Here is a 15,743-nt window from a genome sequence, read left to right as displayed (position 1 = left end):
AAACCATAAACTGCCGGGTCCACCCGGCACGCCTCAAACCTGGAGGAGACACAATGAAATTGAAATCAAGCAGCCTGGCAGTGCTGATAGTTTTTTCCAGCGCGGCCCATGCCCAGTCTTCAGTCACGCTCTATGGCGTACTCGACAGTGGACTCCTGTATCAAAGCACCTCGGCGGCAACGTTCCTGCCGACCGCGCGAAACCAGGGGCATTCCTATCAACTTAAGGACGGTGGCATCTATTCGAGCTACTGGGGCCTGAAAGGAAGCGAGGACATCGGCGGTGGCTACAAGATCACCTTCAAGCTGCAAGGCACGTTTAACACCACGAACGGCAAGTCCGGGCTGTCCGATACACCGGGCACGACCGCAATCTTCAACCAGTTCGCAACGATTGGGGCAACCGGGCCGTTTGGCACGTTCGACGCCGGCCGGCAGATCATCCCGATGATCTACGCAATGGCGGAAACCGACGTACGCGGCGCACAGTATTTCGGCAGCATCCTGACTGCGTGGCTCGGCATCAATCAGGCGGCCGGCTGGCCCGGCACCAGCACGAACGCTCCAATCGGCGCCCTCTATGACAGCAACGCGCTGGTCTACAATTCGCCGAAATTCTATGGTGCATCGCTTGCGCTTGAGTACGCGCCGGGTGGCGTCGCGGGACAGTTCCAGGGCGGCACGCGTGAGTCGGCTGTGCTCAAGTATTCGAACTACGGACTGAACCTGTCCGCTGTGTACTACAACGGACATGACACCAATCCGTTCCCGCTAACCTATCCGGCGGCGCCGGCTGCGCCTGCGACAGGCCAGAGCAACAATCGCTTCTACTATTTCGGTGCGATGTATACGATCAGTGGGTTTTCTATGTCCGCCTCGTACGGCATCGGCAAAAACCCGGCGAGGAGCAATACTGCTGACTTCGAAATGGTGTCGGGTGGCCTCGGCTATCAGTTCAATCCGCACTTCAAGATTACGTCCGGCTACTACTACCTGAAGGACCGGAATCATTCAGCGAATCACTCGAGTGAAATCGCAGTGGGTGCCGAATACAACCTGTCCCAAAGGACCAAGGTGTACGCGCAAGTCGGCTACGTCGACAACAAGGGGACGATGAACCAGACGATCATCTATGGGGCACCGGTTGCGCCGGGCATGTCCACCACTGCGGCCATGATCGGCCTCCGCCATAACTTCTGATTCCGTCACCCTCATCAAGCGGAGCAATCCATGAAAACAATCAGGACACTTGGGCAGGCTGTCGCCACATTGTTCGTTGCAATGTCCATGACCACGTGGTGCCAGGCCGGTGAAGCGGCCAGTAGCCCTGCCAGTGCGCAAGGCGCGTCGACGATGGCGGGAACAGGCGCAGCGGCACCCACAGGCAGGAAAGCGGATCGTGCCCTGCGGCGAAAGGTCTATGCTGCCATCGGGAAATACAAGGAAATCAGCGCCGGAGACATCAGTGTCATCGCGAAAGACGGCGCGGTAACACTGAATGGCACGGTCACGGAAGCTGCCCAGATCAATAGGGTCGAGGCGATCGCTCGGGGCGTTCCCGGCGTGACGTCAGTGACCAACAAGCTGACGGTGAAGAAGCCATTTGGCGGCATGTAATCCGCCGTAGCCGGAAACGGAGTGGGCGCGGCCGAAGACAACTGACCACGCCGACTTCGACCCATCAGTGGCGAAGCCCAATCTGGCGGTCGCGCGCGGCCACTGCCTCCTCGCGAGATCGGCTGTTCGCATTCGTCCAGGAGCGGACATAGGGCGCACAAATCAAACGCATTGAAAAAATAGCGCCAGATACTATTCTTCATGCTGGCATCGTAATTCCATACGTTCGACTCTGAGCATGCCGCACGTGTGGCGCGAAGCCTCCCTTGCGGTCATTCACGACGGGACTTGCGAGATGATCAAGCGGCTGTCGCTTATTTCTGCTTCTGTCGCACTGGGCTGCATAGCTACGGTTGCCCCAGTACTGACCAGCATCTATATCGCCGACGAGGATGCAGAACGTCGCGAGCAAGAAGATCTGCAGCAGTTCGCCGCGAAAGCTGTGATGCGCACGGAGCTTGTCACCTACCAGGCATTCGCCGCTATTGCCGACATGGAGGCGCTCCCCGGCGGTCTCTGCTCTCCCGCCCAGGTCGCACAGCTTGCCCGCGTGGTTTTCAATTACCGGTACGTGCAGGACGCTGGTGCTTACGGTGGCGGACAATATCTGTGCTCACCGCTTTTAGGCGACGTTCGGGCGCAGCATCTGACAATGCCACCGCCCGATTGGCGGAGCAAGGACGGCTATCTGCTCTGGTACAGGCAGAAGAACCCCCTCAGCGACGAGCGCCAGGATGTTCAGATTGGCCGCAATGGAAATTATGTCTCGATCGATCCACAGTCCTACGTCGATATTATCGACCTCGCCGGAAGACCGGTCGCCGCGATCAATGTCGAGACAAACACAATCCTTGCGTTGTCATCTGGTGCGGACGCCGACGACATGCTCAACGCATGGAAGCTGGCTGGGCATGTGAACAATGAACACTGGCACTACGCTGTCGCCCGTTCGTCAAGTCGACCCCTCGGGGTGGTAGTCAAGTCTCCTCGCAGCAGCCTCGTGGGTCACTGGCCTGGTTTGCTCGTGATGTGGCTTTCGATTGGTCTCGTTGTTGGAGGTGTGCTTGGTTGGCTTGCGTTCAGGCGAATCTCGCGGCAACTCTCCTTCCCGGCGACGCTCGAATGGGCTCTAGCACGCAAGAAACTCGACGTGGTTTTCCAGCCGATCGTCCGCCTCACGAGCCGCGAATGCGTTGGCGTAGAAGCGCTCGTCAGGTGGAACTTGAACGGACGCAACATCTCGCCGGAAATCTTTGTCGCGGTCGCGGAGCAAAACGGCCTTATTCAGCAGTTGACGGACCTCGTACTGGACAAAACGATTGACGAGCTGTCGAAGCTCTTGCGCTCGCGTCCTTCGTTCTACGTCTCAATCAATGTGAGCAGCGAGGATTTGCGGTCGCGCCGTTTCCTGAACGTTCTTACGGCCCGGTTGCAGGAGACGGGTATTCGACCTGCTCAGGTCAGAATCGAAGCAACGGAGCGAAGCTTCATGGATGCCGACGCAACGCGGCAAACAATAGCGGCATTCAGGGATGCTGGCCACCCTGTCTATATCGATGATTTCGGGACTGGGTATTCCAGCCTTTCGTATCTGCAAACCTTTACGATCGATGTCCTGAAAATCGACAAGTCGTTTATCGACACCATTGCACAAGACGCAGCATCCAGCGTCGTCGCGCCTCATATCATCGAGATGGCGCACGAACTGGGGGTGGAAATCGTGGCGGAGGGCGTCGAGCGCGATATCCAGGTCGAATATCTGGTGCAGAGAGGCGTCCAGTATGGACAGGGCTGGTTGTTTGCGAAGGCCATGCGTGTCAATGAACTTATCGTCTGGCTTAACGAAAGCAGATCGACGCTTCAGCCGATCCATCAGTAACCCGGGTGTGCAGTAAAACAATGCGGCGCCGCGCGGCCGACACCTGGTCCCGCAGGAACGGGCCTTGCTGACCAATGCGGCGTGCAATGCTCGATGGTTATGCCCCATGAAAGCTACCCGCGCCTTGGAAGCACTGAATTTCTTCGTTGCGGACGTGCAGGCAGGTATCGGCCCGTTTCTCGGCGTGTTCCTTCAAGCCCGTGGTTGGGGCACTGACCAGATTGGGACAGTCATGACGATCGGCGGCATCGCCGGTATGGTCGCAACCTCGCCCGCCGGCGCGCTTGTCGATTCAATTCGCCATAAACGCGCGCTGATCGTGGTCGCGGGCGCAATGACCGTAGCGGCATCGCAGGTAGCCACTGCGATCACGGGAGCGGCTCTTGGGCCGGCTATGGCCGGCATCACGCTCGGCATCGTGCGGCAGCACGGCTTCGACCGGCAGTTTGGACGCAATCAGGTGGTCCAATCACGCGGCAACGTCATGGCAGTTGCGCTATCCGGCTGGCTAGGCTGGCGCTACGGCTTCGGCGCTGTCTTCGCGCTGAGCGCGGCGTGGGATTTGCAGTCTCAACGGGATCGCTGATACTCTGGCTCAGCTTCGGAGCGGGACTTAGACATGTGTGTCGTGCACGCGGCGACTTCGATAGCAACACCGTTGACGCACGACCCGCCGAGTCTTGATCACCCTTTTCCAGCGCTTCGGACAATGACGCTGCCCCTCCGCTCCCGTCGCGCTTTCAATCATGGTCGCCATTTGACAGTGCCAACGCTTACATGGAAAGCATGAAAGATAGATCGACAGTCGTATGCGTCCGGAATGGCAAAATCCTTCTCGTTGCCCGCGCGCGCTCGCGGTGGTCCTTACCAGGTGGCACGATCAGGAGATCGGAGTCGCCGCAAGACGCCGCCCTGCGCGAACTGGAAGAGGAGACTGCGCTAGTTGGAGTGGAACTTACGTACCTGTTCCAGTTTGGTGGTCTCAGCAAACACCACCATGTTTTCCGCGCCGATGTTCCTCAGGACGCGGTCGCCGAAGCGCGTAACGAAATTTCGCGTTGCCGGTGGTTCAGCCCGGCCAAGATTTCAACGCTAGTCGCGAGCATACCGACGCGGGAAATTGTCGATCTTTTTTGCAAGCACGAAAATCGCGCCGAAACGCCGCCGACGGTCATCGGCAAATCGGATGGGAGCGTTAACACGGCGGCCCAACCGTATACCAATGTCTCCGACACGGCCGCACCGCAGGCTTAACATCGAACCAACAAAAGGCAAAGCGCGATAGGCATCTCAGGAAATCAGACTCGCAACGTCGTCCCACGCAAAGACGATGTTTTGCGATCGCCAGACCGGTCCCGGATCGATGTACTCGCCTGCTGGTCGGCCATTTAGCGCCTCGTAAAAAGCGATCGCGGCTTCGTTTCCCTTGACGACGCTTAAAGCGGCTCCCTGGTAGCGCATTCTTCTCAAATGAATCGCGAGATGTGCAAGCAACTCGCGGCCGATACCACGTCGCTTGAAGTCGGGATCGACATAAAGGAATTTGATCTCGCCGCGACCGTCGAATATCGATTCTGAAGGCCCCCCAGCAGCTCCGCTTCCAACGGTTCTACTGTCAATCTCAGCAATGAGCACCACCTGGCTGCTGTCATTCGCAGACAGTTTTTTCTTCCACTGCTTGCCACGATATTGCTCGTTGAGGACGGTATATGCTTCCGCTGGCGCAAAATCCTGGTAGGTGTGTCTCCAGACCTTTACGTGAAAATCGGCGAGCGTGGTCAACTTCGGTGGTGCTGGCGGAGCATTTGGATTGATCGGTGGACTGGTGCAAGGCGGGATCAACGCCAATCATACGAGTACGTACACGCAGCAAGTGACGAGTGGAAAAATCGCCTTCGCTCCCGTCGTCAACGATGGCCTGACGACCCGGCTGTCCAATAACGGCTATGAAATCGTTGCGTTGCACGACCAGCATGCCAATTTCTCGAGCGACGGCAAGTCCGACGACTTTTCCGATGTCAAGACCAACGCCGACGCCATCCTGAGCGTGTGGATCACTTCGTTTGGTTACGTATCCCCGCCGGAATCGAGCGATTTCATTCCGTGGGTCGTCGTTCCCGCTCGCCTGCTTGACTCGCAGTCCAAGCAAGACTTGTACTTCAAGACATTCGCCTGCGGCTGGGACATCAAGGCCAACTCAGTTCATGTCGAAGCGGACACTAAATATCACTATGGCAGCTTCGGCACCTTGATCGACCAGTTCGATCAGTCGGTCGCAGGCCTCAAGGATTGCGAACAGGCAGTTGTCGCCGCAATTGGGCAGGATCTGACGAAGCAGCAGTAAGAGGAGTGATGAGTGCAGCCGTCCTCGGCATTCCGGAGTGCAGCCATGTCGACATGGCTGCACGTGGTGGTCGAGGACGGGCATACGAAGCCGCGACGCGTGCCCGTGCGCAACTTGGCGGCCGGTTATGTTTGGACGGGCACTTGAAAGTGGTGCTTCTGGCCGCTCACGTCGACAAAATATCCTTTGACTGAATCCGCTTTACGCCCACGCGATCCATGTTTTTTCGCGCAGCCGCAAGTGAGCCGTTGAGGTCAATCGGACGCGTTGCGTCTTCGATGACATAAGCTTCGAACCCCGCCTTGCGGGCGTCCATTGCTGTCCACGCAACGCAAAAGTCAGTCGCCAGTCCGGTCACAAACACGGTGTCGATACGCCGCTGCTTCAGGTATCCCGAGAGGCCGGTTTGTGTCTTGTGATCGGCTTCCTCAAACGCGGAATAGCTATCCATGTCCTTGTGAAAGCCCTTGCGTATGATTACTTGTGCAGTTGGCAGCTTAAGGTCCTTGTCGAGCGCGGCGTCGTCGGTGCCTTGCACGCAATGATCCGGCCACAAGACCTGTGTACCGTACGACAACTGCGCCGTCTCGAACGGCTTCTTACCGGCATGGGAGCTGGCGAACGAAGCATGTCCCGGCGTGTGCCAGTCCTGCGTAATGACAATGTTCTCGAACTTGCCAGCCAACTCGTTGATGAGTGGCACGACCTCGGCGCCGCCTTTCACCGGCAGCGTTCCGCCATCGATGAAACAATTTTGTACGTCCACGACGATCAATACGGATTTGCTGCCGGGCTTGATGTGTTTGCCTGACGCAGCCGACGCCGCCAAAGCGCTCAGGCTTCCAAGGCCGCAAAGATGGGCCAGACCGAGTGCGGCGGTCGACTTGATCAGTGCCCTACGACGGTTTTCTCCCATGGCGAATCCCCTTTTCGATTGGAGCCACAATCATAGAGGCGCCAAATTTATTCCAGACTGCGTCTTGAGGCACCTGTCTTGTCGAGAGCCACCGCATAAATAGTCGCACAAAAATTCGCTAAATAGTTTGATGTCCGGGAAATGCTCTTTGAGTCAGCTCGGCGTATGTGGAAGAAGGCCGCTTTGTCGACAAGCTCGGGGATGATTCGCTCCAGCATGCCCTGCACCGGATCGTCGGCGTAGCCGCTATGCGCGCACTAGCGCACGCATAACGGCGAAGATCAGGTACCTGAGCGCGTGCAAAATCCCGGCAAATGCATCCGGATGCTTGACGATTTTTGAGTAGCCGTGCGCCATGAACCCGTAACCGACGATCGACCGCAATGGTAAGGGTGCCCATCGCGCGAGGCTCCAGCGGTCCGTCAGCCAGACGGGATCGGGGAAACGAAGCAGGTTGCGAACAGTGTCCATGCGCAAGATCTCCTGATGAACGTTAGCAAAGAACAACGGGCGACGCAGGTGGGGTATGCATCGCCCGCTCTCTTTGTAGTTCGTCGGGGATGGATGCGCGGTTACTGTGAGGCTGAATATTTTTTCCTTAGCACGCGTCTGCGTCTGCTGTTGCCGGCCGCCTGCTGGTAACAGCCGGCTCAGACAGGGCATGCCGGTCCTACTTGTTGAACTGAGGGCAGCTTTCCGCGGCGAGTGGACGTTTGCGTACCGACGACGAGGAACCGCTCATGGCCGACTGCCGCTCCTGGCAACGCTCGCATGCGACGTTTCGGCTCTCTTCGCTGCTGTAGTGTTGGCGTGCGGGCAACTGAAATCATCTCAGGTGGTGGCCGTTAGCCCACCGCGCCTCACTCCGATGCCGTTGGATCGACGAGCCAGCGTGAATCAGCGCGATGGCACAACATATGCAACGGTTCGTGCAAGCGTCCGGCCGCTCGTCCAGTCCTCATCCTCTACTCACCTAAGGAGTGCATCATGAAAGCACTAACAATCATGGACCTTTCCACGTCTATTGACCTGGACCGCGAAGCGATGGCCGAGATTCACGGAGGCCGCATGAAGATCATCGGCCAACATGCCAACGGCGCAATATTGACGTCGGCCGACGGGGAGCCCGTCAGCGTCTACGTCGATGGCGTGCTGCAGAATTCTGTTGGCGACGGCTATTACCACGTTTGATATGGCCAGGTGAGGCGCGCACTCTGTGGCGCGCCCCGTCGACGTTGCCCGGTATTCTTGTCCTATAGCCCACCCGGCACTTTACGGGCGGGCGTCGCAAATCGGCCCGGACCGGTCAGTCACGCATCCCGGAAGCGGCCCCCCCAGAGGCGGTAACGTGCGCTCCTGGTGACCGCCGTTTAGATGCATTCCCAGGGAATATGCGCCTCTCGTTACGATCGAGCACAGCTGGCTTTGCGCCTTACTCCGAGCGGGATGTCGCTCGGGCAGTGACACGCCGTACCGCTGGCTTCGTTGCTAGTTCATCCAGAGTGGTAAAGAACTCGAAGCCCTTGTCGTTTTCACGCGTCACCAGAAATCCAAGTTTGCGATGGAAAGCGATAGACAATCGGTTGGTCTTGTAGACATGGCTTCGTAGCTCACCGATTCCTCGTTCGGTCGCCAGAGTCGCGATCTTCGCGAACAGTTCACTTACTACGGTGTACGTTCGATGCAAGGGATGCGTACCAAAAGCACCAACGAACCAGCACGCTCCGGCTTCCGGGCGAAGCATTGCATAGGCCACGAGTTTCCCGTCCCGTCGCACGGAGCACACCTCATTAATCTCTAGTGACTTGCACAATTTTTCCCGGTGCTCGTCTACGTCACAGGCGTCGCCAGCTCGTTCTGTGTGCTCACGCAACGTAAGTACGTCAAGCGCGAGAAGTTCATCGACAGAATGCGACATAGGGGGAGTCCAGGATAATGGAGAGGCACGCTGCAAGAATACTTCAGAAAAAATTGCCGCCAATTCGGGCCACCTTGGTGGCCGACCGCAACTGGTCGGCCACTGCCTGATGCTATCGGCATAAACAGGTCAATCCAGACGGCGACGATCACCAGAGACGAACACTTCAGGCCGACTTCACGAAGCCACGGGCCCTACTTACGCGCGCGAAACCCATAGGCGGTTTGCTCGAACGACGAAAATCCGAGTTCCGTGAACGCTGACCGAAGTCGCTCCTCAAAGGGGGTTCCATAGACTTCAATAACTGTGTAGCCGGGATCATGCGAATAGCTGTTGTGGTGCTCGTCAACCGCATTGAGCATCGTTTCACACCAGCGATTTCTATCCTCGTCCAAATCTGCATGGAAAATCGTGACGCCGCACTCAATGCTGTAACTGTGAGGCTCTGGCTGCTCAGTCCAGATTTTCTCGGCAGAAGCGGCATTCGCTGTTGTAGCCACGATCCATGTGTGTATCCGTGAAGAAACCGCAATCAGGCGGCTGCCAAAATCAGGATCAACGACAAGTGCGATTGTGTACGGCGCTGTCATCTTAAAAGGCTTCCGGCTAGAAATGCGCGGGGTCGAAGAAGCCCTCGTTTCCGGGGAGGGCAGCGAGTCGATCGCGGAAACATTGGCCGTGGCAAAACCAAACTTGCCAACTCTTGCCGCTCGCCGAAGTTGTAACGCGAACCTCGCACGGATCAGTTGCGCTTGTTTCTATAGGCTGCCCACAGAAACAGCACGGCCCCCACGCTATTGCCATCATTTTCCTCTTGGGCGATCGGATTTATGGCGAGACCGGTTTTGCGTCTGGACAGATGCTTGATTGTCCACGATTTCCGCAGCGTGGTCGACCGGCAGCTTTTGGCCGGGCTCAGTCCCAGAGAGAACTTCTGCAGCCGACCTGGGGCGGCCCCGCACGTTTTACAAAGCAGTTAGGCTATCGCGGCCATTATTTGTCGCCTCTGAGCCTCTCGCGAGCGGTACGCTGTCGCCCGATCTGCAACATCGCGATACTCGCAAGTATCAGGACGACGGCTGCTACTTCGAATATGCCGACCTTCTCGCCGGCCGCCCAACCGATCAGCAGCGCGACCATAGGTGTAATGTAAGTGGCACCCGAAGCCGCAACTGCACCGAGCTCTTGCAGCAAGAAATAGTAGATCAGAAAGGCAGTTCCGGTTCCCAGAATACCAAGTCCAACCACCACACCGATAACAGCACGCCAGTTCTGAAGTATCCGTCCAATCCCGGTGAAGTTTGTCAGCAGAACAAGGATAAGCAGGGCCAGCCCCACCTGCCAGGTGGCGAGTGCCAGGGGCGGTAGGTTGACTGGCGCCAGAAAGCGACGGACGTAAACATACGACAGTCCAAGAATGATTGAACCGGTCAGCATCCAGACGACACCTGCAAGGTCGATGGGATTGGCTGCTCCCTCCCAGGGGCGAGCGATCAGAGCGATGCCTGCAAAGCCTAAAACGACCCCAACCGCCATCAACCCGTTGAGTTTCTCTGTTCGCAGAAGCAAAAGCGAGAAGATGGCGGTGAACAGAGCGATCGACCCGCCCAGAACGCCCGCGATGCCCGAAGGGAGCAACGACGTTCCCTTTACGATGGCGAAGTAGTAGAAAGCCGTCGCCACAACGGCCATGACAAGGAAATGCGGTAAATGGCGGGCCTGGCTACGGTTGATCACACCTTTGTGCCAAGCCACAAATGCCAATGGTAAAAAGCCAAAAAATACCCGCAAAAAGACTATTTGCTCAGGGCTGATCAAGGCCGCAGCCCATTTCATGTAGATGAAATTCGACCCCCAGATAAGGCCGAGAAAAACAAAGGCTGCATAGGTAAATATCATTCGGCCTGTCCTGCAAAAAGGGGCGGAAGTATGCGAACAGAATCCTCGACGACGGATACTCACACGCGTTAGTGATTTACCTCTCTAAGCACGTCTATGAACGCCCGCAGACCAGCAGGCACGTGGCGATGCCCAGGATAGTACAGGCAGAGCCCCGGGATGAACGGGCACCAATCTTCCAGCACGGTAACCAGCCGGCCATCGTCCAGCCAGTCGCGGGCGGTAGACTCCGGTACATACGCGAGGCCCAACCCATCCGACGCGGCCTCAACCATCAGACCGTTGTGATCCAGCGTGAGCACCCCGGGAACATCGATTGCCACTTCCTGCCCGTGCTTGCGGAACTCCCAGCGGTAGCGTTTGCCGCTCGGTAGACGTTGACGAATGCAGTCGTGGCTACGGAGATCGTCGGGCGTGATGAGTGGTGTGCGACTCGCTAGATACGAAGGCGCTGCAACGACTACGAAGCGAAGATCATCGCTGATGCGCACCGCCACCATGTCGCGCGGGATCGACTCGCCAAGCCGTATTCCGGCATCGAAACCTTGCTCGACGATATCGACGAGCCGCCCTTCTGCGACCAGGTCGAGCGCCATGCTCGGAAAGCGCTTCAGAAAAAGCGGCACCACTGTTTTCAATAACAGCCGCGCCGCACTCTCATTGGCATTGATCCTGAGCGTGCCGCTCGGATTGCCGCGCGCATCGGCGACGGCATCCAGTGCGTCGTCGAGATCACGGAGCACGGGCGCAAGCCGAGCGAGCAATGCTTCGCCGGCTTCTGTCGGCGCTACGCTACGCGTCGTGCGATTGAGCAGGCGCACGCCCAATTCGCGCTCCAAGGCGAGCATGGCGTGACTTAGCGAGGAGCGCGAAACGCCGAGTGCATCGGCGGCACGGCGGAAACTCCGATGCGTTGCGACAGCGGAAAACGCGGTGAGATCGGCAAGTGTCGGCTTGGTCATTGGTGGCGAAATTTCACGGGGTCATACGTACTATAGAGACTTCTCTGACCAATGACGGGTACCTAGACTGGGAATCAGGCAATGCCATTCCATCCACTCTATGGAGAGACACACCATGATGAAGACCTGGTTTATCACCGGCACATCGTCAGGCCTTGGCCGGCTAATCGCTGAGCGCCTGCTGCAACGCGGCGATCGGGTCGTCGCGACGCTGCGGCGCGAGGGGGCGCTCGATGAGCTGAAAAAACAGTACGACGACCGGTTGCACGTGCTGACATTCGATGTCACCGACATCCGTGCGGTGCACTCGAATATCACAGCGGCATTCGAAGCGATGGGCCGTATCGATGTGATCGTAAACAACGCGGGCTACGGATTGTTCGGCGCGGCCGAGGAAGTGACTGATGAACAGATTGACCGGCAGATCGCCACCAATCTCACTGGATCGATTCAGGTCATCCGTGCCGCGCTGCCTCACCTGCGTCGCCAGGGCGGCGGGCGGATCGTTCAGGTCTCGTCCGAAGGTGGACAGATCGCTTACCCGAATTTCAGCCTTTATCACGCTACGAAATGGGGCATCGAAGGTTTCGTCGAGTCGGTGGCAAAGGAGGTGAGGCCATTCGGCATCGACTTCGTGATCGTGGAGCCCGGGCCGACGAGCACGCAGTTCGGTGCCGGTCTCGATCACGCGGTGCCGATGCCCGAGTACGACGATACTCCGGCGGGCGACGTCAGGCGGGCAATCGCGTCCAACAGCTTTGCAATTCGGGGCGATGCCGGTAAGACGGTCGCCGCAATGATCGTCGCGGCGGACTCGGCACATCCTCCGTTACGCCTGACGCTTGGCGGCGGTGCCTACGATTCGATCAGGGCTGCGTTGGCTGAGCGCCTGAGGGTGCTCGAAGCACAGAAGGACATCGCGTTTTCAGTCGACTCGATAAGCTAAGCGGACCGGCGCCGACGCAATAGCTGCATGATGGCCGTCCCCGATTGACCCGTTCCTGTCCTTCAACTGGTGTTCGCGAATGTCACAACTGGGGGCGGACGCAACTCGATATCGCGGATTCGACACCGCTCCATCCTTGCACTCGGGGAACTTTTCAACGATGGTGGGCGATTCCTCGCCGAGGTCTAGTCACGTATCGTTCAGCGGAACCCGATCCTATCGCGGGACTGCGATGGGAGCGAAATTCGTTTTCTGTGGATTTCTGGCTAAAAGCGTGAAGTATCCGAATGAATGTTGGTTGCCCCCTGCTTTCGTTGAAAGCAGGGGCTATCTACCTTGTCACTTCAGCGAGACACCAAGTCGAGGCTTCGTCGATTGGTCTTCGGACCAAACACGCCGATGGTAACCATCACGATGATCATGATAGCCGTGATCAGGGTAAAGACGCCGGATGTGCCAAAACTGCGAAGCGTGAAAGCGACGAAAAAGCCGGAGAACATCGCGGACAACCTCGACAGTGAATAGACGAAACCTACTGCACGAGCTCTGATACGAGTGGGATAAAGTTCGGCCTGATACGCGTGATAGCCTGCCGACAGCAGCGTATTGCAGAGCGTCAGCAGCACGCCGAGCGCGATCAGAAGCACACCGGACTGAACGACCGCGCACAACCCGCCGAACAGTGCAACGCCCGCCGCCGACAACACAATCAAGGTCTTGCGTTCTATCCGGTCCGCAATGGCGAGTCCAATCAGCGGTCCGATAGGATTGGCGAATGCAATGATGAACGAGTACAGCAGACTGTGGGTCACCGTGATGCCTTTCGCCACCAGCAATGTCGGCACCCACGAAGCGAAGCCATAGAAGCCGATCGACTGGATCAGGTGAAACGTCAGCAGGACAAGCGTTCTTCTAAGGTAAGGCGGCTGCCAGATTTCGCTGAAACGGGCCGGTTTCTGCACGGATTCGATGTGGGCACCAGACTCGTTTCCATTGTCCTTCACCGGTGCACCAATTTTCGCTTCGAGCACGTCGAGAATCTGTCCGGCCTCGGCAAGCCTCCCATGCTGCGCGAGCCAACGGGGACTTTCCGGAACCCGACGACGAATCGCCCAGACGGCGATAGCGCCCAACGCACCGAGTGCAGCGGTCAAACGCCAGCTCGCGATACCGCCGACAGGATGCTGTTCGAACCACCACGCGAAAAACGCGACCGAGGGAACTGCCGTGTACTGCACGAGGTGGACGAACGCGAATGCCCTTCCACGAAAGTGTGCCGGGACCAGCTCACTTACATAGGTATCGATCACGACGAGCTCCACACCGACGCCGATTCCCGCGATGAGTCGCCAGAGATTGATCGCCTGGGCGGAATCCTGAAACGCCATGACAAGCGTCGCCACCGAATACCATAGCAACGAAGCTGTAAATACAGTCCTGCGTCCGAACCGATCGGCAAGACCGGTCAACAGAAGTGTCCCGATGAACAAACCTGCAAATGATGCCGCCACGAACGCGCCCAGCCCGCTGAAACCGAAGAACGACGCTGTAGTCACCGAATACATTCCGCTCTTGACCAGACCCGGTCCGACGTATGCAGTCATGAAAAGGTCGTAAAACTCGAACCAACCTCCGATCGATACCAGCAGCACCAGCATCCACACGGGCCGCGTGGCGGGAAGCTGATCGAGGCGTTGATTGATCCCCGAAGCAGATTCGGACGTGTGAGCAGGCTTCACCTGAGCCTCCGTCACTGCCTGAGACGATATTGCATACATCAATGCTCCTCCTGGCGCTTTGACAGTGCGCCGCTTATGGGGTGATCGTCACCCGGATTTGGTTTTGTAATTGCAGTCTCGCGATGACGGCGACGCGTCAAGCCGACTTCTGCTTTAAAAATTCATCGGATTACGTATGAAGCCATGCGCGATTCGCTGCTTATCGTTACGCCTTGATCTCGACGGAGGCTTTCGACCCAACTGCCCCAGCCAAGTAGTTCAGCATCTCCGTTCCACTTGCCTACCAACTGGATACCGAGTGGCAAACCATGACGGGACCGCCCAAAGGGAATATGCAGACATGGCCAGCCGAGTACCGACCAGACCACGTTGAATGCAGAGGAACCCGTAGCCGCAAGTCCCAGCGGCGCTTCACCCGGCACGCTAGGAGTGAGAATCAGATCGGCGTCGCCGAAGTGCATGTTCCACGTATCTCTTAGCGAGGACTGAACGTCCTTCATCCCACGATATTGGCTGCGTGAGATCGCAAGGCCCTGCCGAACACACGCCAGCAATACCTCGCTGAGCCCACTGCGTACTACCCTCGCGACTGACGCCAGGCTGCGCGCGAACTCGTACTGCATGATGGTTCGATGTGCTTCCACCAGCAGCGCGAATTCCTGTGGAAAGGCAATCTGCGTACAGGTTGCGCCGTAATCTATCAGCGCACGTTCGGCCATCACGAGTATCTCTCTCGCGTCTGAATCCAGAGCATGCAGCGAGGTGCCGCATATCACCGCGACTCGTGGACGTCTCGCCGGCGATTGCAACACGCGCTCGTCGGACAGCAGCACGTCAGCAATAGCACCAATATCGCTGACCGACGTTCCGTACCATCCGATCACATCCAGCGATTCGCACGACACCTTCATGCCGTCTCGCGGTACAGCACCGAATGAAGGTTTGAAACCCGCCACGCCGCAGAACGCCGCGGGCCGGATGATGGAACCGCCTGTCTGCGTGCCGATAGTCACGGGTACCATGCCGGCAGCAACCGCTGCAGCGGAGCCGCTAGAAGAGCCACCCGGCGTGCGCCGGAGGTCGTGGGGATTACGCGTTGGTCCCGGGTGTTTATAGGCAAATTCGGCCGTAACGGTCTTACCGATCGGCACTGCTCCTGCGGCACGCAACATGCCCACGCATGCAGCATCAAACTCCTCGGCGCGACGCGCGAAAAGCTGCGCGCCATACGCGGTTGGCATGCCGGCAATATGTAGCACGTCCTTGACGCCGATGGGCACGCCGGCAAGAGGTGCTGCTGTATCTACTGCACTTGTTGCTTCAATTATGTTCGCACGTGGTGCGATGCAAGCCCACGCACGTATTTGCGAATCCAGCGCTTCGATTGACGCCAACGATCGGCGAACAAAGTAGTCTTTCGGTCTCTCTTTTCGTCGAACCTGTCCGGCGATCTCACGCACGCCTAGTTGTCGGATTTCACCTTCCATCTTTCCGTTCCTGGGTTATCTCGCACCACCTCTTGTG

General features: G+C 57.8%; 16 protein-coding genes and 1 pseudogene. 8 read left to right on the top strand and 9 right to left on the bottom strand.

What is annotated here, in order from left to right:
- Positions 1–53 precede the first annotated feature (53 nt).
- The 5 genes and pseudogenes from PQQ86_RS21210 (at position 54) to PQQ86_RS21190 (ending at position 4,749) form a co-directional block, all read left to right on the top strand.
- On the top strand, positions 54–1,199 hold the full coding sequence (locus PQQ86_RS21210; RefSeq protein WP_408271189.1) for a porin: 1,146 nt from the start codon (positions 54–56) through the stop codon (positions 1,197–1,199).
- Positions 1,200–1,229: 30 nt separating this feature from the next.
- On the top strand, positions 1,230–1,616 hold the full coding sequence (locus PQQ86_RS21205) for a BON domain-containing protein (RefSeq protein ID WP_408271186.1): 387 nt from the start codon (positions 1,230–1,232) through the stop codon (positions 1,614–1,616).
- Positions 1,617–1,911: 295 nt separating this feature from the next.
- Positions 1,912–3,495 (top strand): EAL domain-containing protein, encoded by a 1,584-nt coding sequence (locus tag PQQ86_RS21200; protein ID WP_408271183.1) that lies wholly within the window; start codon positions 1,912–1,914, stop codon positions 3,493–3,495.
- 106 nt (positions 3,496–3,601) lie between these two features.
- Positions 3,602–4,054 (top strand): annotated as a pseudogene (locus PQQ86_RS21195) (MFS transporter); the annotation flags it as partial.
- A 218-nt stretch (positions 4,055–4,272) separates the two neighbouring features.
- On the top strand, positions 4,273–4,749 hold the full coding sequence (locus tag PQQ86_RS21190; RefSeq protein ID WP_408271180.1) for an NUDIX hydrolase: 477 nt from the start codon (positions 4,273–4,275) through the stop codon (positions 4,747–4,749).
- Positions 4,750–4,785: 36 nt separating this feature from the next.
- Here PQQ86_RS21190 and PQQ86_RS21185 read toward each other — a convergent pair whose 3' ends face one another.
- The gene (locus tag PQQ86_RS21185) at positions 4,786–5,277 is read right to left on the bottom strand and encodes a GNAT family N-acetyltransferase (RefSeq protein WP_408271175.1); all 492 of its coding nucleotides are present in this window, start codon (positions 5,275–5,277) and stop codon (positions 4,786–4,788) included.
- Positions 5,278–5,305: 28 nt separating this feature from the next.
- On the opposite strand from PQQ86_RS21185, the gene PQQ86_RS21180 reads away from it, so the two are divergent.
- Positions 5,306–5,839, top strand: coding sequence for a hypothetical protein (locus tag PQQ86_RS21180; RefSeq protein ID WP_408271171.1), 534 nt, complete (start codon positions 5,306–5,308; stop codon positions 5,837–5,839).
- Positions 5,840–6,005: 166 nt separating this feature from the next.
- Here the strand turns inward: PQQ86_RS21180 and PQQ86_RS21175 are convergent, their stop codons facing one another.
- Positions 6,006–6,755 (bottom strand): nicotinamidase, encoded by a 750-nt coding sequence (locus tag PQQ86_RS21175; protein WP_408271168.1) that lies wholly within the window; start codon positions 6,753–6,755, stop codon positions 6,006–6,008.
- Positions 6,756–7,001: 246 nt separating this feature from the next.
- Positions 7,002–7,226, bottom strand: a complete 225-nt coding sequence (locus PQQ86_RS21170; RefSeq protein WP_408271165.1) for a hypothetical protein — start codon at positions 7,224–7,226, stop codon at positions 7,002–7,004.
- Positions 7,227–7,742: 516 nt separating this feature from the next.
- Between PQQ86_RS21170 and PQQ86_RS21165 the strand changes: the two genes are divergently transcribed.
- Entirely contained in the window at positions 7,743–7,946 is a 204-nt protein-coding gene (locus PQQ86_RS21165; protein ID WP_408271162.1) for a hypothetical protein, read from the top strand.
- A gap of 241 nt (positions 7,947–8,187) precedes the next feature.
- Here the strand turns inward: PQQ86_RS21165 and PQQ86_RS21160 are convergent, their stop codons facing one another.
- The 4 genes from PQQ86_RS21160 to PQQ86_RS21145 form a co-directional block, all read right to left on the bottom strand.
- Complete coding sequence (locus PQQ86_RS21160; RefSeq protein ID WP_408271159.1) at positions 8,188–8,673, bottom strand: GNAT family N-acetyltransferase; 486 nt, start codon at positions 8,671–8,673, stop codon at positions 8,188–8,190.
- Between the two features lie 194 nt (positions 8,674–8,867).
- Positions 8,868–9,263: a hypothetical protein gene (locus PQQ86_RS21155; RefSeq protein ID WP_408271156.1), complete on the bottom strand. Its 396-nt coding sequence runs from the start codon at positions 9,261–9,263 to the stop codon at positions 8,868–8,870.
- 403 nt (positions 9,264–9,666) lie between these two features.
- Positions 9,667–10,572 carry a DMT family transporter gene (locus PQQ86_RS21150; RefSeq protein WP_408271153.1) on the bottom strand — a complete coding sequence of 302 codons (906 nt, stop codon included), beginning with the start codon at positions 10,570–10,572 and terminating at the stop codon, positions 9,667–9,669.
- Between the two features lie 68 nt (positions 10,573–10,640).
- A complete protein-coding gene (locus PQQ86_RS21145) occupies positions 10,641–11,534 on the bottom strand; it encodes a LysR family transcriptional regulator (RefSeq protein ID WP_408271150.1) in 894 nt (297 codons plus the stop codon).
- Between the two features lie 115 nt (positions 11,535–11,649).
- Between PQQ86_RS21145 and PQQ86_RS21140 the strand changes: the two genes are divergently transcribed.
- Entirely contained in the window at positions 11,650–12,480 is an 831-nt protein-coding gene (locus tag PQQ86_RS21140; RefSeq protein WP_408271147.1) for an SDR family oxidoreductase, read from the top strand.
- 344 nt (positions 12,481–12,824) lie between these two features.
- Here PQQ86_RS21140 and PQQ86_RS21135 read toward each other — a convergent pair whose 3' ends face one another.
- Both PQQ86_RS21135 and PQQ86_RS21130 read right to left on the bottom strand, forming a co-directional pair.
- The gene (locus PQQ86_RS21135; RefSeq protein WP_408271144.1) at positions 12,825–14,258 is read right to left on the bottom strand and encodes an MFS transporter; all 1,434 of its coding nucleotides are present in this window, start codon (positions 14,256–14,258) and stop codon (positions 12,825–12,827) included.
- A 122-nt stretch (positions 14,259–14,380) separates the two neighbouring features.
- A complete protein-coding gene (locus PQQ86_RS21130; RefSeq protein ID WP_408271142.1) occupies positions 14,381–15,706 on the bottom strand; it encodes an amidase in 1,326 nt (441 codons plus the stop codon).
- Between the last annotated feature and the right edge of the window lie 37 nt (positions 15,707–15,743).

The sequence above is a fragment of the Paraburkholderia sediminicola genome (assembly GCF_046026675.1).
GTDB classification, from domain to species: domain Bacteria; phylum Pseudomonadota; class Gammaproteobacteria; order Burkholderiales; family Burkholderiaceae; genus Paraburkholderia; species Paraburkholderia sediminicola_F.
This window is presented reverse-complemented; position numbering and strand designations above follow the sequence as displayed.

What these genes read in the sequence shown, in the direction of transcription:
- PQQ86_RS21135 (WP_408271144.1), bottom strand. Translation starts at nt 14,258, where the DNA reads ATGTATGCAATATCGTCTCAGGCAGTGACGGAGGCTCAGGTGAAGCCT.
- PQQ86_RS21140 (WP_408271147.1), top strand. Translation starts at nt 11,650, where the DNA reads ATGATGAAGACCTGGTTTATCACCGGCACATCGTCAGGCCTTGGCCGG.
- PQQ86_RS21130 (WP_408271142.1), bottom strand. Translation starts at nt 15,706, where the DNA reads ATGGAAGGTGAAATCCGACAACTAGGCGTGCGTGAGATCGCCGGACAG.
- PQQ86_RS21210 (WP_408271189.1), top strand. Translation starts at nt 54, where the DNA reads ATGAAATTGAAATCAAGCAGCCTGGCAGTGCTGATAGTTTTTTCCAGC.
- PQQ86_RS21160 (WP_408271159.1), bottom strand. Translation starts at nt 8,673, where the DNA reads ATGTCGCATTCTGTCGATGAACTTCTCGCGCTTGACGTACTTACGTTG.
- PQQ86_RS21155 (WP_408271156.1), bottom strand. Translation starts at nt 9,263, where the DNA reads ATGACAGCGCCGTACACAATCGCACTTGTCGTTGATCCTGATTTTGGC.
- PQQ86_RS21145 (WP_408271150.1), bottom strand. Translation starts at nt 11,534, where the DNA reads ATGACCAAGCCGACACTTGCCGATCTCACCGCGTTTTCCGCTGTCGCA.
- PQQ86_RS21150 (WP_408271153.1), bottom strand. Translation starts at nt 10,572, where the DNA reads ATGATATTTACCTATGCAGCCTTTGTTTTTCTCGGCCTTATCTGGGGG.
- PQQ86_RS21190 (WP_408271180.1), top strand. Translation starts at nt 4,273, where the DNA reads ATGGAAAGCATGAAAGATAGATCGACAGTCGTATGCGTCCGGAATGGC.
- PQQ86_RS21175 (WP_408271168.1), bottom strand. Translation starts at nt 6,755, where the DNA reads ATGGGAGAAAACCGTCGTAGGGCACTGATCAAGTCGACCGCCGCACTC.
- PQQ86_RS21200 (WP_408271183.1), top strand. Translation starts at nt 1,912, where the DNA reads ATGATCAAGCGGCTGTCGCTTATTTCTGCTTCTGTCGCACTGGGCTGC.
- PQQ86_RS21170 (WP_408271165.1), bottom strand. Translation starts at nt 7,226, where the DNA reads ATGGACACTGTTCGCAACCTGCTTCGTTTCCCCGATCCCGTCTGGCTG.
- PQQ86_RS21205 (WP_408271186.1), top strand. Translation starts at nt 1,230, where the DNA reads ATGAAAACAATCAGGACACTTGGGCAGGCTGTCGCCACATTGTTCGTT.
- PQQ86_RS21165 (WP_408271162.1), top strand. Translation starts at nt 7,743, where the DNA reads ATGAAAGCACTAACAATCATGGACCTTTCCACGTCTATTGACCTGGAC.